This window comes from Xanthomonas sp. NCPPB 3583 (genome assembly GCF_041475715.2).
Classification (GTDB): Bacteria; Pseudomonadota; Gammaproteobacteria; order Xanthomonadales; family Xanthomonadaceae; genus Xanthomonas; species Xanthomonas euvesicatoria.
Genome location: NZ_CM191263.1, coordinates 2,926,214 through 2,947,786 on the forward strand (window position 1 = coordinate 2,926,214; position 21,573 = coordinate 2,947,786).

Annotated in this window: 14 protein-coding genes; 1 reads left to right on the top strand and 13 read right to left on the bottom strand. The window is 66.6% G+C overall.

What is annotated here, in order from left to right; all coding sequences use genetic code 11:
* Positions 1 to 378: 378 nt before the first annotated feature.
* Positions 379 to 2,736 carry a glucosidase family protein gene (locus tag ACCQ07_RS12825; RefSeq protein WP_372363377.1) on the bottom strand — a complete coding sequence of 786 codons (2,358 nt, stop codon included), beginning with the start codon at positions 2,734 to 2,736 and terminating at the stop codon, positions 379 to 381.
* Between the two features lie 471 nt (positions 2,737 to 3,207).
* Between ACCQ07_RS12825 and ACCQ07_RS12830 the strand changes: the two genes are divergently transcribed.
* Positions 3,208 to 4,779, top strand: a complete 1,572-nt coding sequence (locus ACCQ07_RS12830; protein ID WP_071118340.1) for a S53 family peptidase — start codon at positions 3,208 to 3,210, stop codon at positions 4,777 to 4,779.
* 296 nt (positions 4,780 to 5,075) lie between these two features.
* On the opposite strand, the gene ACCQ07_RS12835 is transcribed toward ACCQ07_RS12830, so the two are convergent.
* From ACCQ07_RS12835 to ACCQ07_RS12890, 12 genes are all read right to left on the bottom strand, one after another.
* The gene (locus tag ACCQ07_RS12835; protein ID WP_031423173.1) at positions 5,076 to 5,372 is read right to left on the bottom strand and encodes a flagellar basal body rod protein FlgC; all 297 of its coding nucleotides are present in this window, start codon (positions 5,370 to 5,372) and stop codon (positions 5,076 to 5,078) included.
* Between the two features lie 90 nt (positions 5,373 to 5,462).
* Positions 5,463 to 7,100: a DUF5597 domain-containing protein gene (locus tag ACCQ07_RS12840; RefSeq protein ID WP_211242522.1), complete on the bottom strand. Its 1,638-nt coding sequence runs from the start codon at positions 7,098 to 7,100 to the stop codon at positions 5,463 to 5,465.
* A complete protein-coding gene (locus ACCQ07_RS12845; protein ID WP_372363378.1) occupies positions 7,100 to 9,439 on the bottom strand; it encodes a S9 family peptidase in 2,340 nt (779 codons plus the stop codon). Before ACCQ07_RS12845 ends, ACCQ07_RS12840 begins: the two co-directional genes overlap by 1 nt.
* Entirely contained in the window at positions 9,429 to 11,015 is a 1,587-nt protein-coding gene (locus tag ACCQ07_RS12850; RefSeq protein ID WP_029220255.1) for an APC family permease, read from the bottom strand. Before ACCQ07_RS12850 ends, ACCQ07_RS12845 begins: the two co-directional genes overlap by 11 nt.
* A gap of 62 nt (positions 11,016 to 11,077) precedes the next feature.
* Positions 11,078 to 12,955: a DUF885 domain-containing protein gene (locus ACCQ07_RS12855; RefSeq protein ID WP_372356270.1), complete on the bottom strand. Its 1,878-nt coding sequence runs from the start codon at positions 12,953 to 12,955 to the stop codon at positions 11,078 to 11,080.
* A complete protein-coding gene (locus tag ACCQ07_RS12860; RefSeq protein ID WP_372363379.1) occupies positions 12,952 to 14,769 on the bottom strand; it encodes a DUF885 domain-containing protein in 1,818 nt (605 codons plus the stop codon). The genes ACCQ07_RS12855 and ACCQ07_RS12860 overlap by 4 nt, the downstream gene beginning before the upstream one ends.
* A 115-nt stretch (positions 14,770 to 14,884) precedes the next feature.
* Entirely contained in the window at positions 14,885 to 16,084 is a 1,200-nt protein-coding gene (locus ACCQ07_RS12865) for a M24 family metallopeptidase (protein WP_014090452.1), read from the bottom strand.
* Positions 16,081 to 17,697, bottom strand: coding sequence for an aldehyde dehydrogenase (NADP(+)) (locus tag ACCQ07_RS12870; RefSeq protein ID WP_209261869.1), 1,617 nt, complete (start codon positions 17,695 to 17,697; stop codon positions 16,081 to 16,083). Before ACCQ07_RS12870 ends, ACCQ07_RS12865 begins: the two co-directional genes overlap by 4 nt.
* Positions 17,698 to 17,907: 210 nt before the next feature.
* On the bottom strand, positions 17,908 to 18,816 hold the full coding sequence (locus ACCQ07_RS12875) for a dihydrodipicolinate synthase family protein (RefSeq protein WP_057682163.1): 909 nt from the start codon (positions 18,814 to 18,816) through the stop codon (positions 17,908 to 17,910).
* Entirely contained in the window at positions 18,813 to 20,126 is a 1,314-nt protein-coding gene (locus ACCQ07_RS12880; protein WP_372163950.1) for an FAD-dependent oxidoreductase, read from the bottom strand. The genes ACCQ07_RS12875 and ACCQ07_RS12880 overlap by 4 nt, the downstream gene beginning before the upstream one ends.
* Positions 20,119 to 20,364, bottom strand: coding sequence for a 2Fe-2S iron-sulfur cluster-binding protein (locus ACCQ07_RS12885; RefSeq protein WP_008571374.1), 246 nt, complete (start codon positions 20,362 to 20,364; stop codon positions 20,119 to 20,121). The genes ACCQ07_RS12880 and ACCQ07_RS12885 overlap by 8 nt, the downstream gene beginning before the upstream one ends.
* Positions 20,361 to 21,521, bottom strand: a complete 1,161-nt coding sequence (locus ACCQ07_RS12890; protein ID WP_372165831.1) for an NAD(P)/FAD-dependent oxidoreductase — start codon at positions 21,519 to 21,521, stop codon at positions 20,361 to 20,363. Before ACCQ07_RS12890 ends, ACCQ07_RS12885 begins: the two co-directional genes overlap by 4 nt.
* Between the last annotated feature and the right edge of the window lie 52 nt (positions 21,522 to 21,573).

Consider the following 21,573-nt stretch of genomic DNA (forward strand, 5'->3'; position numbering starts at 1 on the left):
CACCGGCCTGCCGTCTCAACGGCAGGTCTCTCCGCATGCAAGGACGGCAACTGCAACGACACCGCTCTCCCCTGAGAGCGCATGCTTGGCACACGCGTAACGTTAAAAAAATCTTGCGACAACGCCACTGCGCCGTCTTGACGAATTTAGGCGGGACGCATGCGGAAAATCGCGTGCTTGCGCCTGCTTTCGGGCATGCCTGCATTGCCCAAACAGCGACATCTCGGCACGATCATGCGATGTGCCCTGGTCTCTGTGATCGACCACAGCACCTGCATGCGAACAGCGAAGCGGCACTGCGGTGCGCGCTGTCCAGCAACATTGCAACAACGGCAACAACGGCAACAACGGCAACGCCTGATCATCGTATCGCCGTTGTCAGGCGTACCACGCCTGCACCTTCACCAGTGCAGCAGCGCCAGGCAAGGCCACCCGATCTGCATGCGGGCCCTGTACTTGCGCCGGTCTGCCATCGACCAGCACGCGCTGCAGGCGTGTGCCTGCGGGTGTGCGCAAGGTGAGCCAGGTACGTGCAGGTGCGCGTTCCGGCAACTGCACGTCGGCACGGATGCAACGCGCCGCAGTCTCGGTGCGCAGCGTCAAGGTGACCGTGCCCCAGCGCGTTGGCGCTGCGGTGATGCCCACCGGCGCACCGCTGCCCAGCCACGCGCGCGGCAGCGCACGCGCGAGAAACAACTGATCGCCGGCGCCATCGTCGCTGACCAGCATCCAGCGCAGCAGCAAAGGGATGGTCATCTGCGCCGGTATGCAGAACAACGGCATGCCGCCGGTGATGCCGCTGACTTCCCCGGCCGTCCAACTGCCGCGCGTGTGCACCTGATAACGATGCGCGTAGACGAACAACAGATATTCTTCGATGCGATCCAGCCGCAGCAGCTGTTGCGCGTAGCCGTAGGAAATGAAACCGAGCAGATCGCGGCTGCCCGGCTCCGGCGGTGCGATGTTGGCCACCACGCCAATGCTGGTGCCGCCGTGGCCACGCAGGCAATCGATCACCAGGTGGGCCAGATCGTCCGGCAACACATCGGCCTGCAGCAGTTCGGCATATGCACGGTGCGGCCATTGCTGTTCGCTGGGCTTTTCCTGCAGCAACGATTGGCGGAAGGTCAATGTGGTCCCGGGCAACGGGCCCACGTACGGCGGGGAGAGGTCGCGACGCACGTTGGCACGCAGGCTGGCTTCCAGCCGCGTACGCAGCTGCTTGGCGCGGCGTTGCCATTGCGTGGCCTGGCCAGCATCTCCATCGAGTGCGCTCCACACCTGTGCGATGTCTTCCCAGCCGCGGATGGTCAACGCGCTGTTGGCGTAATACGGTTTCCACCATCGCGATGGATCGGGAAACAGGCAGGCATCGGATTCGTTCCAGCCGTGCAGCAACCCATGCCCATGCGCCGTGCGCGGCAATGCCAGCGCCTGGTCGTGCAAGGCGCACAACACCTGCGCGGTGGCGGCGATCTTGGGCAGCAGACGGCGCAGCCGTAGCGCATCGCCGGTGTAACGCAGATACCGCGCCAGCAACGACAAGGTGAGCCCGAACTGCCCGACTTCCGGCCCGCGCATGTTCGGCAGGCCATCGTCCTGCACGAACTCATCGAAGTAGTTATCGAGCACCGCCGCGGCTTGTGCAAAACGTCCCCACTCGAGATTGGCATACAGCGAGCTGGTCAACGTGTCCTGGAAACCGTCGTATTCGTTGCCGTAGTAGTCGCGTTCCACTGCGCCATACTTGGGGTAATCGCCGCCGGGGCGCACCACCAGCTCGCGCGCAAACGCGAACTGCGCCATGTCGTTCCAGCTGGCATCGGGAAATTGCGCCTGCACGGTGCCGTCCAGCGCCTGCTGCCAATACGCAGCGAAATCGATCAGTGCCGCGTAGAACTGTTCGGCGGTGGCGGCGCTGCGCGAGGGCGCAAATTCCGGGTAGCTATGCGTGTAGTGCACCGCGACGATGGCGCCGGCCTTCACCTTCATCGTGCGGTGCCAGGTTTGCACCACGAAGCGATCGCGTGCCCGCACGTCGGCAAACACCAGCACGTCGTACCAGCTGTCGGGCTCGCCCTCGCGGCGCATCACCTTGCGCACCGCCGGCATCCAGCCGCCAAGCATGCCTTCTTCGCGGCGTTTGATCAGCGCCTCTTCGCCCAGTTCGGCAAACGCGTGTTCCGGCCGCGAGGTGCGGCTGCGGCCGTTGGGCAGGATGGGCATGGTGTCCAGGCTTTCGCGTGTACCGACGAACGTGGTCCACGGCCAGCGCCCGCCATTGTCCTTGGGATCGAGCAAGGAGGCGGGCGGCGGTGCCACCTCGCGCACCTGTGCCTCGTCCGGGTCGCCATCGTGCAGCAGGCGGTCGGCCAGCAGGTCGGCTTCGGCCATGGCCACCTGCGCCAGCGGCAGCCCGAAATACGGCGTGCCCGCGGCCGGATACGCCGGCTCGGTGCGCTTGTCCAGCCGCAGCATGCCGCTGTCGCTCCACAACGTGAGCTGGCCTTGCGCATCGTCCAGATGCTCGTAGACGGTCCAATGCTGCTGCAGGTGGGTGAAGCTGCACAACGCGCTACCGACATGCGCGACCGAAGGCAGCGGTTCCAGGCGGGGCAGTGCCGGCGCCGGCGGCGTGCTCGCAGCCGGCGCCGTGGCCGGCGTTGCCAGCGCGGCACCTGCACCGACCGCCGCGGTGGCCGCCATGCCCTGACGCAGAAAGGTTCTACGGTCCATCGTTGCTCCCTCGAATGATCGTGGCCCATCGTGCGCGCGTTCATGCACGACGTCTTGTGACAGCGGTCGGACACCCGTGCGGAAATCCGCACATCACGCCCAGGCGGTGACTGCCTGCCGCCGTCCGCGCCGGCGCCTGGATGCGCCAGGCCGCCAGCGCCGCAAGCCACGCGGCCACGCGGCACGCTGTCGCAGGATCTGAGGCGCAGGCAGGCGATGCTGATCTTGCTGCAACCGCTTGCCGTTGCGTGCCATTGGCCGGTGGCCCACCAATCGATGCGTCCGTGCTTCGTATTGCAGTCCATCGCACGCGGTACCCCGCTGCACAGACAGCTCGCGCATGGCATTGAATGCACACTGCCGTGCTACTGGCAGCCGCGCGTGCCGCGGTGGTCGCGCAGCACGCGCCGGCTACATTTGGATCTGCACCAACCCACTTTGGCTCACCACTTCGATGGAGTTCTCCCCCGCATGCACACGATCCTGGCTGGCAGTGAGCGCCGTATCGCCCCCTCCACCATCGAGGCCGGACAACCGCCGCAGGACGAACGCCTGCGCGTCCTGCTCGCGGTGCGGATGCCGGCATTGAATGCCGCTGCCGATGCGCTGCTGCACCTGCAGCCCAATACGCTACCGATTGCGCTCACGCGCGCGGAGTTCAGCGAACGCTTCGCCGCCAGTGCGACAGATCTGCAGGCCGTTGCCGACTTTGCCGCCCGCTATGGTTTGACGATGGAGCACGCGCACGCAGACAGCGGCAACGTGATCCTGGAGGGCACCGTGCAGCAATGCGAGGCCGCATTCCAGGTCAGCTTGCGCGACTATGTCGATGGTGCGATGCGCTATCGCGGACGCACCGGCCCGGTATCGATTCCACAGACCCTGGGCGGCATCGTCACCGCCGTGCTCGGGCTGGACGCACGCCCGCAGGCTCAGACGCTGCCCAGCGCGCCCGAGGCGACTGCATCCTCGCCGCCTGCGCTACAGGCCACTGCACCGGCCGGCAGTGAAGATGGTCCGATCATGCAATACACCCCGCCGCAGCTGGCGCAGCTCTACGGCTTTCCCGAGCACGACGGGCAGGGTCAATGCATCGGCATCATCGTGCTGGGCGGCGGCTATGCACGCGCGCAGATGGCCGCCTATTTCGCGCAGCTGCGCGTCCCCATGCCGACACTGGTCGATGTGCTGTTGCCCGGGGCCACCAACAACGTCAGTCGCGGCAATGCAGATGCCGATGTCGAAGCGCAGATGGATATCCAGATTGCCGGGGCAATCGCGCCGGGCGCCAAACTGGTGGTGTATTTCGCGCCCAACACCGACAACAGCTTTCTGGAAGCGATCAACGCCGCCATCCACGATGCAGAGCATTCTCCCGGCGTCATTGCCATCAGCTGGGGTTTCACCGAATCGCAATGGACGCCGCAATCGCGCCAGGCCTACAACGGTGCGTTTCAGGCCGCTGCACTGATGGGCATCACCGTATGCATTGCCGCTGGCGACGATGGCGCCAGCGACGGGCAGCCAGGATTGAATGTCTGCTTTCCCGCATCCAGCCCGTTCGTGCTCGCCTGCGGCGGCACTCGGCTCCAGGTCACGGCCGACAGCGCCAACGAACAAGCCTGGGCGAACGGCGGCGGGGGAGAAAGCAGGTTCTTTGCACGCCCTGCCTGGCAGAAGGATCTGCGCATCACTGATGCACGGCACCAGTCGCGCCAGCTGGGCATGCGCGGCGTTCCCGATGTGGCGGCCAATGCCGACGCGCAGACCGGTTACTACCTGTCGATCAATGGGCAGCCGGCCGTGATGGGCGGCACCAGCGCCGCCGCGCCGTTATGGGCGGCCTTGCTGGCACGCATCTACGGCGCAAACCGCATGCAACCCCATTTCGTATTGCCGCGCCTGTACGGTCGACCGGACGCATTCCGCGACATCGTTGCCGGCGATAACGCCGGCTTCCGTGCATCCACCGGCTGGGACGCCAATACCGGCTTGGGCGTGCCCGACGGTGCACGCCTGACGGAGGTGTTGCGACCCGATTGACCGGCGCGCACATCGTGTGACCGGCCGGGGCCATATGCGGGTTGGCGTTGAATGCCGATGTACCGGCCGCAAGGGCACCGCTCCACTGCGCAGTCGCATGAAGGCGCTGCATTGGAAACGCGAACGGCGGTGGCGTTACAAGCAAGGTATGCGCAGCGCATCCCGACGCGAAACGACGGCGGCATGGCGGCCGGGCCGCACCAGGTGGCACCAGGTGGTACCGGGCGGGCCATCAAACGGGGACCCGTGCCCCTGGGGCAACGGGTCGGTGGCAGCTTTCATCCACTTCGAACTGCTTAGGTCACCACATCCAGCAAGCTCCCCAGCATCTCGTCGGCGCGCCGCAGCACATTGGCATTCGCCTGGAAATCGTTGCGTGCCGATAGACCTTCGACCAGATCGCCGGCTGGCGCAGATGGATCGGCGTTGGCATTCACCACACTGGCCGCCACGCCGCCATTGGCCTGGGTCGTGGCCGCGACAGACTGACGTGGGCTGCCGTCCACTGGCTGACGGGCCACATTGCTGGCCGCCACCTGCTGGCGCAGCGCGGCGACCTGCATTCCGGAACTTGCGATGCTGCTGATGCTCATGGTGGCTCCGACATGGCGGTGAAGATTCGAACAAGGCTCAACCCATTGCAGACAACAGGCCGAAGGCAGCAGCGACACGGTCAGCAAGGCTCAGTAAGTCCCGACCCGCACCCGCAACACCACAGGCACATTGCCGTTTGCATCCACACGCCCGAAGTTGAGGCCGTAGTCGGTCTGGTCGCCGTTGAGCTGCCTTTCCATCTGCCAGCGCCCGTCGACATACCGTCCCTGCTCCACCCGCAACAGTTGTCCATGACGGGTATCGGCCGCGTCGCGAAAAAATTCAATGCGCGCAGCCATACCGGTCACCAGGAATTCCTCCGGCCCCAGTTGGGCCACCAGCAGCCGGCCGGCGTGGTCGTCGTTGCCGGGCAGAATGGGCGGCGCATCGCCCCACATGGGCGCACCGAACGACACCTTGGCCTCCCACTCGCCGAAGCGCAGCGTGCGCTGTGGCGCGCCGGGCTGCTCGGCCACCGCCTGCAGGCGGCCGTCGAAGGCGGCCTGCGCCACGATCCGCTGCATCGGCGCCAGCAGCGTGAAGTTGGCCGCATGGGCTGCAACCGCTGCGCGGTTGGCCTCGCTGTCGTGGTTGCCATCCATGCCGAACACCGAAAAGCCGACCCCGCCCTGCCCCAGCACATGGAACAGATACGGCGCAGTGGCAGCTTCGAAGCCGGTTTCCGAGACCCAGGCCGGATTATCGGGCCGCGCGTATTGGCCGACGACCTTGGTGTATTCGGTGTAGTCGCTGGTGTAGATGTCGGTACCAATGAAATCGATCGACGGCGTGGCCGCGCGCCACAACGCGAATACGTTCACCGTCGCGCCGCCGGACGGATAGTCCATGCCCGGATAGCGCTTGCCCTTGTAGCGCAGCCAGGTGTTGACGTAGAACGGCAGCGGATAGACACGCTTGCCCGCGGCGGCCACCTGTTCGATGTAAGCAGCGGTTGCATATGCGTTGAACGCTTCGGCAGCTTCGGCGCCGAACAGTTGCTGCCAGCTGCCCTGCGGTTTGCCGAGTGCGCGCGCAATCGCGGCTGGTACCGGTTGCGCAAACGCTGCCTCGCCTGCCGGGCCGTGATCGCGCACGGTGCCGATCGCGCCGGGCTCGTTTTCCACCTGCACCAGAATCACCGTGTGGCGGTCGCCATCCACCTTGCGCAGATGCTGCATCAACGCGGTGAACGCACGCGCATCGGCCTGCATGTTGGCGGCCACATGGGGCGACAACACATCCACCGGCTCGCCATTGGCATCGCGCATGCGCGGGTACGTCGCCTCGTCGCGCTTGATCCATTCGGGCACGTAATGCATCTGGCCGTTCTTCCAGCTACCGAACCACAGGAGCGCGACACGCAGGCCACGCTTGCGGGCGCCGGCAATCAGCGCGTCCACATTGGTCGTGTCGAAGCGGCCCTGTGCCGGCTCGAACTGCTCCCAGTACACAGGCGCTTCCACCGTATTGGCGTGCAGGGCAACCACATCGTCCAATGCCTTGGGCAATACCGCCGGCCATGCGCTGGAGTTATGCAACTGCGCGGCCAGGATGGTATACGGCGCACCATCGACAAACACCGCGTGGCGGCCGTCCTTGGTGACGAAGCGCGGCAGTTCTTCGGCGGCCGCAAGCAACGGTGCGTTGCCAGCCAGCAATGCCAGCGACCACAGCAGACCCGCCACCCGGCTGCGCCGCTGCGGCTTGAATCGAGCAAACAAACGCATCATTGCGTCTCCGATGGCAGGGAATTCCAGTGCGGCGTAGGCTCGTTGCGCAGGTGGCGCACGAAGAAGTCGTACTGGCGACGTTGCACGTAATCGATCGGCCCGCTGGAGCGGCCAACCGAATGCTCGCCACCCGGCACGGTGAGCAGGTCGAATTCCTTGCCGGCCTTGATCAGGGCATCGACGACTTGTGCGGTGGACGCCGGATCCACATTGCTGTCCTGCTCGCCCACGATCAGCAGCAGGTCGCCCTGCAGCTTGCTCGCATTGACCACGCCCGAGGCTGCGGCGTAGCTGGCATCCACCGGCCAGCCCATCCACTGCTCGTTCCAGCTGATCTTGTCCATGCGGTTGTCGTAGCACCCGGCGAACGCAACGCCCACCTTGTAGAACTCCGGGTGACGCTCGAGCGCTCCCAGCGTGCTCTGCCCGCCGGCCGATGCACCGTAGATGCCGACGCGGCTGATGTCGTAGGACGGGTCCTTGGCCGCCAGCGCACGATGCCAGGCAATGCGGTCGGCAAACCCTGAATCGCCCAGGTTTTTCCACGCGACATCATGAAACGCCTTGGAGCGATTGGCGGTCCCCATGCCGTCGATCATCACCACGATGAAACCCAGATCGGCCTGCGCCTGCATGCCGATCTGCTTGTCGCCGCCGGAGTGATAACCGAACGGCCAGAACGTCTTGGGCACGAAGGAATCGTGCGGCCCCGCATAGATGTTTTCGATCACCGGATAGGTCTTGCGCGGATCGTAGTCGCGCGGACGCACCACCATGCCCCAGATATCGGTGGTGCCGTCGCGCCCCTTGGCCACGAAGGTCTCCGGCGCGCGCCAGCCGGCGGCCTGCAGCTTGTCGATCGTGCCACGCTCCACGGTGTGCAGCAGCGGGCCATCGATGGCGTGCAGCTCCATCACCGGCGGCAGGTCCGGACGCGAATAGACATCGACGTAATGCAGGCCATCATCGGCAATGGCCACGTCGTGGTCGGCATCGGCGTGGGTCAGGCGGGTCAACCGGCGGCCGTCGAAATCAACGCTGTAGAGCTGCCGGTCGTACGGGTCCTTGCCCGCATCCATCCCGCTGGCAGTGAACCAGATGCGGCGTTGCGCATCGTCCACGCGCAGCACATCGCGCACCACCCACGGCCCGCGGGTGAGCTGGCGCTTCACCTTGCCGCTGCGTCCATCGAACAGATACAGGTGCCGCCAGCCATCGCGCTCGGAGATCCACAGCACCTCATCGCCACGCGCGTCTACGTCGTGGCGAAAGCTGCGGTCGGCATACACGAAGGTGCGGGCGTCTTCGCCGACTGCCACGCGCGCGCGCCCGCTGCGTGCATCCACCGCAATCACGCGCATGCGCTGGAAGCCGCGTTGCACATAGTCGAACGCGACACTGCGCCCGTCGCTGCGCCACTGCAGCGGCGACAACGAATACGGGTTGTCGAACAACGCCGTGTCCACGTCGCGACGTGTTCCGTCCAGGGAGAACAGCACCGGCCGTTCCACATCCACCGCATCGCCCGGCTTGGGATACAACTGGGTGTGCACCACCGGTTGCCCAGCGCCGGCAGGCGCGGCTTCGACGCGGGTGACACGGCGAGCCAGCCCCGGACGCACGCGATACACCGCCAGCTGCCGCGAATCCGGCGACCAGGCAACACTTTCCAGATCGAAATAGTCATCGGCACGGCCGTCACTGCTGAGCCGGGTGACCTGCCCGTCGGCGACACGGCGCAACACCAGGTTCCAACCATCGGCCAACACCTCCCACCTGGCATCCGGCGAGCGACGCGGCGCGGTGTCGGCCGGCACCAGCGGGTCGCGCACCACGCCGAAACCGCGTGGGCGTGAAGTGGCCTGCAGCCGAGCATCGGGCGCGCAGTGGTAGGTGGTCAGCGTGCAACGCCAGGGCGCATCGCCCAGTGCGAAGACAATGGCGCCATCGCTGCGTTCGCCCTCGGTTGAAAACGAAAACTGCTCGAACGGCAGACGCAGCGACGCATAGGGCTTGCCGGTTGCCGCACTCAGGCCCTGCGCCACGCGTGCCTGATCGAAGGCCGGCTGCTTCTGCAAGGTGGCCACATCGGCACTGACAAACGCAAAGCCGCCCGGCACCGTCTTGCGGTAATAGAACCTGCCATTGTCCTGCCATTGCGCCGGCCAGGCGACATTCTCCGTCAGCGTGATCCACTGCTCGCGCAAACCCAGCGAACGTTGGTAATCGGCAACGCTGGGCGCAGCCTGCACAGCACCCGACAACACCATCATGTACCCGGCCAGCGCAGACCATCGACGCAAACCAAATGCGCGGCGGCGCGCATCACTCACCATCGTCCTCCTCCAGCGCAAGCTCGTCGCTGCGCAAACCGCTGCGTGCGCCCCAGTGATAGATGCAGAACGCGATGACCGCCACGCTCAACGTATCGAAGGGATGCGCAATCCAGCCATGTCCACCGAACGTGCCCGCCCACGACACCAGCATCACCAGCACGAAGAACACGATCAGCCACAGCGACGCGCGTACCTGCCGCACCAGGCGCGCGCGGCCCTGGCGCGAAGGCAGGCGAAATAGCACGTACAGCACGAATGCCAGCACCTGCAAGCCAAGCAACCACGACAAGGTCGGCCAGGTGGACCAGTACACGATCAACGCCGCAACCATGAACGACAGCGGCCCCATCACCGGCAGGCCACGCACGAAAAATGGGCGTGGCAAGTCCGGCGCGCTGCGGCGCAGGGCCGCCACCGTGATCGGCGCCACCGCATAGCTCAGCACCAAGGCGGCCGACACCACCCCGATCAGCGTTTCCCACGAGGGAAACGGCAGCGTCCAGAAGATCGACAACCCCAGGCTCAACCACAGTGCCGGACGCGGGATACCCGACGCCGGGTCCACCCGCGTCAGCACCGGCAAGAACCCGCCACTGCGCGCCCAGCCGTACACCACGCGCGGCGTGGCATTCATGTAGATGTTGCCGGTGCCGCTGGGCGAGACCATCGCATCGCAGATCACCAGCGCAGCCAGCCACGCCATGCCCAAGGCCAGGGCGATGTCGTGATACGGCAGCGAGAAGGCCTTGTCGATGCCCGCCCAGCCTTGCGCGAGCTGCGCGGCCGGGATGCTGCCCAGGAACGCCAGCTGCAGCAGCACGTAAATCACCGTGGACAGCGCCACCGACAGGATCAGCGCAATCGGAATATTGCGCTGCGGGTCGCGCACCTCACTGGCCACCGACACGATCGGCGTCAACCCCAGATACGCGAAGATGATGCCCCCGGCCGAGATCGCCGCTTCCACACCCGCCATGCCAGAGGGCGCGAACCCATGCACGCTCAGATTGCCGGCATCGAAGTGCTGCATCAGCAGCACGATCACCAGGATCGGCACCAGAAACTTGAAGATGCTGACGATGTTGTTGGCCAGCGCGAAGGTCTTGACGCTGAAATAGTTGAGTACGAAAAACAGCACCAGCAAGGCCAGCTGCACCAGCCAACCCGCCACGCTGGGATGGGTACTGTTCGGCTGGCTCAACCACGGGAACCACGCCGCTGCGTATTGCCGCGCCGCCTCCACTTCGATCGCGATCAGGCTGGAGAACGCGATCAAGGTGATGAAGCCGGTCAGCGAACCGAGCAAGGCGCCATGCGAATACTCCGGGTAGCGCACCACTCCGCCGGCGCGCGGCAATGCCGCGCCGAGTTCGCAATACACCAGCCCGAGCAGCAGCACCGCGATACCGCCGAGTATCCACGACACGATGCCGGCCGGCCCCGCGATCGATGAGACATGGCTGGCCGAAAACAACCACCCGGAACCGAAGATCGAACCCAGCCCGATAAAGGTCAGGTCGGTGAGGCTGAGGCGCTTGTGGAACTTGCCTTGCGTAGTCGCAGCGTGTGTGGTCATACGTCGCCCCGAAGTGTGGAAAGCGCGGTTACTGCACTTAGAGCATCACGTGCGCGCACGTGTCAGTCGCTGGCAGAGGCCTTCGCCTCTGCCGATGCCTCTGCCGATGCCTCTGCCGGGTCATCCGGCGGGTAAGGCGACACGCCGCCATCGGCGATGAAGCGGTCGATGCGCGCTTCCAGCACCGGTAATGGCACCGAACCGGTCTGCAGCACCGCATCGTGGAAGTTGCGCAGGTCGAACTTTTCGCCCAGCGCGGCTTCTGCCTTGCGGCGTAGCTCCAGTATTTTCAGCTCGCCCAGGTAATACGACAGCGCCTGCCCCGGCCAGGCGATGTAGCGGTCCACCTCGGTGGTGACTTCGTGCTCGCTGAGCGCAGTGTTGTCGCGCAGGTAGGCCTGCGCCTGCTCGCGCGTCCAGCCCTTGTGGTGGATGCCGGTATCGATCACCAGGCGGCAGGCGCGCCACATCTGGTAGGTCAGGTAACCGAAGCGGTCATAGGGCGTGTCGTACATGCCCATTTCCTGGCCCAGATACTCCGAATACAGCGCCCAGCCTTCACCGTAGGCGGAGATGAAGCCGTAGCGACGGAACTCCGGCAAGCCTTGCGCCTCTGCCGCGAGCGGCATCTGCAATGCGTGGCCCGGCGAGGACTCATGCAGTGTCAGCGCGGTCAGGTTGTACAGCGGTCGCGACGGCAGGTTGTAGGTGTTGACCAGATAGATGCCCGGCCCACCGCGACCGCCGGTGTAGAACGGCGCCAGCTCCGGCGGCACCGGCTCGATGGCGAAGCGACGGCGCGGCAGCCGGCCGATGTAATCGCCCACCTTGGCGTCCACGCGCTTGGCGATCCACGCCGCCTGCTTGAGCAACTCTTCCGGGGTCTTGGCGTAGAACTGCGGGTCGGTCCGCAGGAAGTGCAGAAACGCCGGGAACACCGCCTGCCCGGCCGGCGGCTTGAAGCCGCTGGCCGCGATGGTCTGGTCCATCTGCGTGCGCAGCTTGGCCACCTCCTGCAAGCCGATCTGATGGATCTGGTCAGGGCTCAAATCCAGCGTAGTGAACTCGCGAATCTGCGCACGGTAATACGCCTGGCCGTCCGGCAACGCTTCGCCGGCCAGCGTGGTGCGTGCGCGCGGCTGGTAGTCATTGCGGATGAAATCCAGCAGCTTGGCGTATGCCGGCACCACCTGTGTATCGATGGCCTTGACTGCCTGCTGGCGCAGTTGCGCCTGCACATCGGCCGGCAGCGTCGCCGGCATCTGCTTGAACGGCGCGTAGAACGGGTTGGCCTCGCCTTTGGCCTGCGCCACATCGGCGATGGACTGGTCGCGCCCGGTCATCGTGACCCGCGGCTGGGTGAAACCGCGCGCCAGCCCGGCGCGCATATTGTCGGTGTGCTCGGCGAAATAGCGCGGGATGTCGGCCAACATCTTCAGATAACGCTGGTAATCCTCGCGCGTGCGCAGCGTGGCCTCGGCGCTGAAGCCCAGATCGCTCCAGAACGCCGAGTCGCTATTGAACGGCATTTCCCAGGCGCGAAAATGCTGCTGGTCCAGCAGTACCTGCAATTGCTGCCGATACACTTGGTAGCTCACCTGATCTTCGGCCGACAACTGTGCCTGCGGGATGGCATCCAGTTCCTTCAACACCTGTTGCCAATACGCCGTGCGCTGGTTCTGCGTGGCGACATCGACCTTGGGCAGATGGTCGGCCTGTTGCTCCTGCGTGGCCTGGTTGTCTTCATCCACCGCGCCCGACGCCTGCGCCTGGCGCCAGCGCCACTCGCGTGTGTACAAGGCCTTGAAGCGTGCCGCTGCAGTGTTCTGTGTGGCCGCAGCCGCAGCCTCGGCCGCGTGCACAGGCAAGGCCAGCCCGCCCAGGCAGGCCGCAATCAACAGGGTCAATGTGCTTGCGCGTAACGCGCTGGTGGTGCTCATGGGTGTGCCTCCGGCGCCGCCTTGGCCTGCGCAATCCACTGCCGCACCCGTTGCTGCAACAGTGCCAGCGGCATCGCGCCTCCGCCCAGCACCGCATCGTGGAAGGCACGCACATCGAAGCGCTCACCGAGTTCCTTCTCGGCTTCCGCACGCAGCGCCAGGATCTGCAGCTGGCCGAGCTTGTACCCCAGCGCTTGGCCCGGCCACACGATGTAGCGATCGGTTTCAGACTGGATGCTGGGCTCGTCATCGGACGGATGTGCGTGGAAGAAATCCACCATTTGCTGGCGGTTCCAGTGCTTGTAGTGCACGCCGGTGTCGAGCACCAACCGGTTGGCGCGCAGCAATTCGCCGGACAGGCGCCCATAGTCGTTGTACGGATCTTTGAAGAAACCGATCTCCTTGCCCAGGCGCTCGGCATACAGCGCCCAACCTTCGATATAGGCGTTGTAGCCGGCCTGCTGGCGGAACGGCGGCAACGGCAATGTCTGCGCAAGCGAGATCTGCAGGTGATGCCCGGGCACGCCTTCGTGGTAGGCGGTGGTTTCGATATTGATCAACGTGCGGCTGGCGAAGTCACTGGTGTTGACCTTCACGATCGCCGGCTTGGTGCCTTCCGGATTGCTCTGCCAGTATTCGGCGCCCGGTGCGGTACGCCGGAACGCCGGCATCGCCTGCACTTCCAGCGGGGTCTTGGGCAGATGGCCGAACAACTTCGGTAGCTGCGGTTGCATCGCTGCGATGTACTGGCGGTATTGCTGCAGGATCTGCTCGCCCGAGGTGGCGAAGTGTCGCTTGTCGGTCTCCACGGCCTTGCGGAAGCTGGCCAGATCCGCAAAACCCTGCGCCTTGGCGATCTGCGTCATCTCGCCTTCGATGCGCGCCACCTCCTTCAGACCAATCTGGTGGATGTCCTCCGGCGCCATGTCGGTGGTGGTCTGGGTGTGGATGGCGTAACGATAGCGGCGCTCGCCATCGGGCAGCGACCAGACACCTTCCTGCGCGCGCCCCTGCGCGGCATATTCGTCGCGGACGAACGCGGCCAGCTTTGCGTAAGCCGGGCGCACCTGTTGGTCGATCGCGGCGAGCAGCTGTTGGCGCAGCACATCGCGTTGATCGGCCGGTACGGCGGCGTCGAGCTTTTTCAATGGCGAGGCGAACGGGCTCTGCTCCCCGGTCAAGGCCGCAATCTTGTCGATCTGCTCGGGTAGGCGCTCCAGCAGATAACGCGGCTGGGTGAGGCCCTCCTTCGCCCCCTGCCGCGACACCGCGATCACCTGGTCGATCACCGTAGGAATCGCCTGCAACCGCTTGATGTAGTCCTGGTAATCCTTGGCATTTTCGAACGGGAAGGCATCGCCGTAGCCGGCCAACGCCAACTGTATGCCGCCGATCGGTTCCAGCGGCATTGCATAGGTTTTCAGGTCGATCCCTTCCAGCTTGTCGCGCAACTGGCCCAGCATCATCTGCAGGCTGAGCTGGCGTTGCTCGTCCAGCGTCTTGGCATCCACCGCTTCGAACTGCTTGAGCAGGTCGGCCGTTGCGCTGCGCTCTGCCTGCACGGCCTCCAGCGAGTAATCGCTCCAGCGGTCGTTGTAGCGCTTGTCGCCGATGATGCTGGCGAACTCGGGGTTGTGCTGCAGTTGGTACTGCCACTGCTTGTCCAGCAGCGCATCGAAGGCCTTGGCAGCCTGCTCGCCGGTCGAGGCGGAGGCAGGTGTAGCCGCCCGCTCCGCTGCGGGCGGCGCCGGCTTGCAGGCGGTGACCAAGGCCGCGGCGAGTAGACCGATGGCAACGGGACGCAGGTGTTTCATGCATTCACTCCAAGATGCAATGGCGGCTGTAGGAGCGCGCCTGAGCGCGACGGCTTCATCGGGACTGCCCGTCGCGCCCGGGTGCGCTCCTACGCGTGCGTGAACCTGTAACGGCTCACGCAAACGGTTGATCGATCGCCACCGACGGCGGCGTGAACCACTGCGCGCCATCGTCGGTCACGTGGAAATGGTCTTCCAGGCGCACGCCGAACTGTTCCGGCACCACGATCATCGGCTCGTTGCTGGCACACATGCCCGGCTGCAACGGCAGCGCATTGCCGCGCACCAGGTAAGGCGCCTCATGAATCGCCAGGCCGCAGCCGTGACCGGTGCGATGCGGCAACCCGGGCAATCGATAGTCGGGGCCGAGCCCGGCTGCCTCCAGCACCTTGCGCGCGGCCTGATCCACCGCCTCGCATGCCACGCCCGGGCGGATCGCTGCGAATGCCGCCGCCTGCGCGGCCTGCTCCAGGTCCCAGATGCGCTGCTGCGCGTCGTTGGCCGCGCCATAGATCCAGGTGCGGGTGATGTCGGAGTGGTAGCCCTGCACGGTGCAGCCGGTGTCGATCAACACCAGTTCGCCTTCGCGCAGGTGCTGCACACCCGGGATGCCGTGCGGAAACGCAGTGGCGTGGCCGTACTGCACGATACAGAAGGTCGATCCGTTGTCGGCGCCCAGCGCGCGGTGCGCCTGGTCGATGAAGCGCACCAGTTCATCGGTCCCGATGCCCTCGTGTGCGATACCGGCCGCCAGCCGCTGCACCAGCAAGGTCATATCGCAAGCCTGCTGCATCAATGCCAGCTCGGCCGGCGACTTGCACATGCGGCAGCCATCGATGATCGCGCCGGCATCACGAATGGCCTTGCCCAGATGCGCACGCAGACCGGTATGCACGGCGAACGCAATGCCCGGGTCCAGCGCCAGGGCATGCGCATGGCGCTCGTCCATGGCCTGTACCACCAGTGCGTACGGGTCGTCGTGCTCTTCCCACAGGTATTTGGTCACCGGGATCTTCAGCACCGCATCCAGCGAGCCTTCCTCGAACATCGGGCAGATCAGCACCGGCTCGCCATCCAGCGTCAGCAGCAGGGCCACCAGACGCTCGCTCGCCCCCCACGGCACGCCGGTGAAATAGCGCAGCGACGTGCCGGCACCGATCAACAGCGCATCCACGCCATGCGCGCGCATGAGGGTGCGCGCACGCTCGATGCGGCGCTCGTATTCGTCCGTGGCGATCGGCGCGGCGCGTTGTGTCCACGGCGTCAGTTGCGCACGCGCTTGCGCAAGCGACAGCCCGCCGATCTGGCTGCTCATGCGCCGGCTCCAAGATCGGCCGTGCTCCATTGCCCATCGACCAGACGTGCCACGCCGCCCGGATTGCGCTGGCGCAGTTCGGCAGGCAGCAGTGCATCGGGCACCGCGTCGTAGCTGTGCAAGGCGGCAAAACGGCGGATGGCGCCGGGCATGCCCACCGCCGTGAAGCCCGGATGCCCGGTGCTCGGGAACGGGCCGCCGTGGTTCTGCGCCGCGCTCACGGCCACGCCGGTCGGCATCTTGCTGTTGATCAACCGCCCCACCCGCGCGCGCAATACCGGGGCAATGGTCTGCCACGCCGCATCGTCGCTGCCGTCGGCCGCGCGGTACAACGTGCCGGTCAGGTTGCCTTCGAACGCGGCAGCCACCTGTGCCATCTGCGCCACATCGGCTGCGCGCACCAGCAGGCTCACCGGGCCGAAGGCTTCGGCCTGCAGGGCGTGCGGGTTGGCCAGAAAGGCTTGCGCATCCACGCTCAACAAGGTCGGCGCATAACGGTAGCCATCCTCGCCGGTGTGTCCGCCGGCCAGCATGCTGGCGCCGGCGGCACGCAGGCTCGCCACACCGCGTTGCACGCCTTCTACACCGGCGGCGGAGAACAGCACCATCGGCATGGCCGCTTCGAAATGCGCCTTGGTGGCCGCAACGAACGCCTCGCCAGCCGCGCCATGCGGCACCACCACCACACCGGGGTTGGTGCAGAACTGCCCGCTACCCAGCGTGCAGGAGGCGAAGAATTCCTGCGCAAGCGCGTCGCCGCGTTCGGCCAGCGCGCCCGGCAACAGGAAGACCGGGTTGACGCTGGAAAGCTCGGCATAAAACGGCACGCCCGCCGCGTCTGCGGCCACCTTCAGTGCCAGCCCACCGGCACGGCTGCCAGTGAAACCGATCGCGCCCAGCCGCGCATCGCCTGCCAAGCGCAGGCCGACGGCAGTGTCGAAGTGATACAGCAGTTGCACCGCCGCCGCAGGCAGACCGGCCCCAACCAAGGCCTGATGCGCGAGCTGCGCCATGCGCTGGCTGGTGGCCGGATGCAACGGATGCGCCTTGGCAATGACCGGGTTGCGCGCGGCAATCGCCGAGGCGAAATCGCTGCCGGCAATTGCATTGAACGCGAACGGAAAGTTGTTCGGGCCGAACACCAGCACCGGTTTGCCCAGTGGCGCCAGGTGCGAACGCAGGTCTGCCGCGCTGTCGATGATGGGCTGGGTCCAGCTGTAGCTGCGCACGGCCTGTGCGGCCTGCCGCAGTTGGCCGCTGGTGCGCGGCAGTTCGTTACCGCGCAAGCGTGTGGGCGCCGGTAACGCCGTCTCGGCATGCGCCAGCGCGACCAGGGTCTCGGCATCGGCATCCAGCGCGTCGGCATAGCCTTCCAGAAAGGCCGCGATCCGCTCGACCGGTGCGGCCGCCAACGCCGCCGCCACTGACTGCGCCGCAACCACGGCCGCTTCCACATCGTCCGCACCACTGACCGGAAAGTACGGCCCGATCGGCTCGCCGGTGGCCGGGTCGGCAGCGCGGAAACTGCCGGTGGCGGCGCGGCTGGCTTGCCATTGCCCTGCCAGCAGGATCTCGGCTGCGGCCGCGGGAATGGAGTGGTTCGTCTCGTTCATTGCGGCACCTTCGGTGACAGGGAGGCAGGACCTGCGCTCGGTGCGCTGGCGGCAGAGCAAAAAGACGATGAGGATGCAGCACTGGATGCCACATCCGCATCGGCCAACGCATCGCGGCGCGCGCAGGCAGGGCGCGTGCTACGAATCGGCACAACTGGCACCTGGCGCTCACCCGCAGGCACGACGGACCAGGGCAGCATCAGTGCGCCATCAAGACAATGTAGGCGCGGTGGCGATGGCATGGTCGATCACCTTCAAGGCGGCATCGCGCTCGGCGCCGGCCACCACCAGGCGCGGCGCACGCACCTGCTCGCTGCCCATGCCGACCTTGGCCTGCACCAGTTTGATCAGCTGCACGAAGGTGGGCACCGTATCCAGGCGCAGCAGCGGCAGGAACCAGTGGTAAAGCTCCCTGGCCGCCGGGTAACCGCCATCGCGGGCGAGTTCGAACAGGCGCACCGATTCCTTCGGATACGCATTGACCAGGCCGGCGATCCAGCCCTTGGCGCCCATGCTCAGGCCTTCGACGATGGCATCGTCCATGCCCACCAGCAGCGCCAGGCGATCGCCCAGCAATTCCTGCAGCGCAGCGAAGCGGCGCACGTCGCCGGAGGATTCCTTCACTGCCTGCAGGTTCGGGAATTCGGCGGCCAGCTCGGCGATCTGCGCCGGGCCGAAATCGGTCTTGTAGGCCACTGGGTTGTTGTACAGGATCACCGGCAGATCGGTTGCGCCGATCACCGCGCGCACATGCGCGCCCATCTCGCGCCAGTCGGTGGAATACACGTACGGCGGCAGCACCATCAAGCCGCCGCAGCCGATGTCCTTGGCCGCCTTGGCCAGCGCGACCGCTTCGCCGGTGGCCAAGCTGGCGATGCCCGGCACCACCGGCACGCGGCCGTTCAGGGCGGTGACCAGTGTGCGCAGGATCGCCAGCTTGTCTTCCACGCTCAAGGTCGCGGCCTCCCCCAACGAGCCCAGCGGCACGATCGCGGTGCAACCGGCATCCACCAGTTGATTTGCGTGCTTGCCGAGGAACTCGTGGTCGATGTCGCCGTTGGCGGTGAACGGGGTGGTGATGGCCGGCAGCACGCCGTGCCAGAACGCAGCATTGCTCATGGATGTTTCCCTTGCGAGTCGGAAGTGAACGAGTCGGCCAGCGCCGCGAGGCGGACCGGGAACAACGGCGGCCGGCGGCCGGCGTCGGTAGAAAGATCGGGCGGGCAGCGCCCCAGTTCGGCCAGCGCAGCGCCGCAGATACGGCCCTGGCAGGCGCCCATGCCGCAGCGCGAGGCGAGCTTGGCGTCGCGCGCATCGTCGAAGCTGTCCAGGGCGGCCAGCGGTACGTCTTCGCAGCGGCAGATCAAGGTGTCCGCCTGCGCCAGCGTGCGGATACGCGGGTCAAGCGCGAAGTGCTGCTGCAGCAGATCGGCAAACGCACGCGCGGCGTCACGCCGTGGCTGCAGACGCAGCGCCGCCTCCGGTGCATCGGCCGCCATGTGTCCGGCCATCGCTCCTTCGATCAATGCGCAATCGCGCCCGCCGATGCCGCAGACTTCGCCGGCGGCAAAGATCTGGTTAACGCTGGTACGCAACAGCGCATCCACCTGCACCTGCTGGTGCGCGCCGCAGGCATGCAGCTGGCAACCCAGCAATTGCGCAAGCTCGGTGTTGGGCACCAGGCCATAGCCCACCGCCAGTTGATCGCAGGCCAGACGCGTGCGGCCGCCGGGCCCGGCGAGCTCCACTTCGCGCAGCTGCGTGTCGCCATGCGCGGCAACCACGATGCTGCCGGCGCGATATGCCACTGCACGCAGCTGCAGGCGCAAGGCCACCGCCTGCGCGGCCTTGCCCGGCCAGCGCCACAACTGCAGTGCGAACTGGCGCAAGGCGGCCGGCGAGGTCTGTTCGTGAATGCCGAGCACCTGCGCGCCATGCCGTTGCAACGTGGCCGCACTGGCCAGCAACAACGGGCCACTGCCGGCCACCAGCACGCGCTTGCCCGCCAGCGGCCAGCCCTGCTTGGCCAGCGCCTGCGCGGCGCCGGCACCGGTGACGCCGGGCAAGGTCCAGCCTGGAAATGGCAACAGCAATTCGCGCGCACCGGTGGCCAGCACCAGGGCGGCGTAATGCAGTTGCAGCGTGCCGTCGGGGCCATCGGCCAGCAGCCAGCCCGGCTGCGCCAGCACAATCTGCGTGCGCGTCAGCACGGTGATCGATGCATTGCCCGCCACCTGCTGCCGCAATTCGCGCGCATCGGCCGGCGCGCCGTGTTGCACATCGCTGCGCCACACCTGACCGCCGGTACGTGGCTGCATGTCGACCACGCCCACGCGCACGCCTTGGCTGGCCGCCGCCTGCGCCGCCGCCAGCCCGGCCGGGCCGGCGCCGATCACCAACACATCGAAATGCAGCACGCGCTCAGCCATCGGTGCGCACCTGCATGCCATCGCATGCGTCCACCAGGCAGGCGCGTTGCTGTCCCACGCCATCGATGCGCACGCGGCATTCGAAACACACGCCCATGCCGCACAGGGGCGCGCGCGCTTGCCCACTGCTCGATTGGCGAAACTGCAACGTCGCCTGCGCCACGGCCGCCGCCACGCTGGCACCGGCCGGCACCTCGACCATGCGCCCGTCCACCTGCAGACGCACCGTCGCGCTCATGCGGGCGCTCCTTGCACGGCACGCGCCGGTGCGTAGGGCGCCGGGTCGATGGCCGGGGTGCGCCCGAGCAGGCTGTCCACGATCAGCCGTGCGCTCCCCAGCGCCGTGGTGACCCCCAACCCCTCGTGACCGGCGGCCACCCAAACATCGCGTCGGCCGGGCACCACCCCCAGATACGGGCGCCCGTCCGGCGTGGCCGGACGCAGGCCGGTCCACACGCGGATCGCCTGCAGCTCGCGCAGGACCGGCAGGTACGCAAAGGCGCGCTGCAACATCTGCTGCAGCACCGGCATCGACAAGGCGCGGTCGTGCTCGCCGAACTGGCGCGAGGAGCCGATCAGAATCTGCCCGGTGGGCCGCGGCTGCACATTGAAGGCCACGCTGGTGTCCTCGGCCCCGTGCGCCGAATCCGCATAGCCCAGTTCCAGCAGCTGATGCCGGATCAGCCCCGGGTGCCGGTCGGTGATCACCAAATGGCCCTTGCGCGGGCGCAGTGCCAGCTCGGGCAGCAACTGCGGCAAGGCCACACCGCTGGCCACCAGCACCGGCCCGGCGAGCGTCTGCCCATCGTCCAGACGCACCGCATGCGCCTGCAGCTGCACCACGCGGCGGCCGGCAAACAAGCGTGCACCGGACGTGCAGGCCAGGCCCACCAAATGCCGCGCGACCCGCGGCGGATACACCACGGCTTCATCGGGCACGCGCATGCCGCCAGCCAGCCCGGGCACCAGCTCTGGCTCCAGCGCATACAGCTGCGCGGCATCGATCGCTTCGGCATGCAGGCCGGCCGTTGCCAGGCGCGCGATCTTGGCTGGCACCGCCGCCAGTTCGCGCGCATCGCGGGCCACCCACAGCGTGCCGCAGCGGCTGAATTCGGCGTCGCTGAGCGTGGCGAAGCGTTCCCATAGCCGCAGCGAATACGCCGACAACGCCAGCTCGGCCGGGTCGTCGTCCATCGCCACCAAATGCCCCATCGCCGCGGCGGTGGCGCCGCCGCCGATCGGTCCCGGCTCGACGATCGCCACGCGAAGGCCCTCGCCCGCCGCCGCTTCCGCGCAAGCGGCGCCCACAATGCCGGCGCCGATCACGATCAGGTCGTAACTGCGTCGCGTGTACGCGGCAGACGCGGCGGACCCGGATTCGGCAACCGCACCCAATCCAGGCGCCGCTGCCGACGCAGGCGTTGCAGCAGCAGTTCCTGCCATCGCA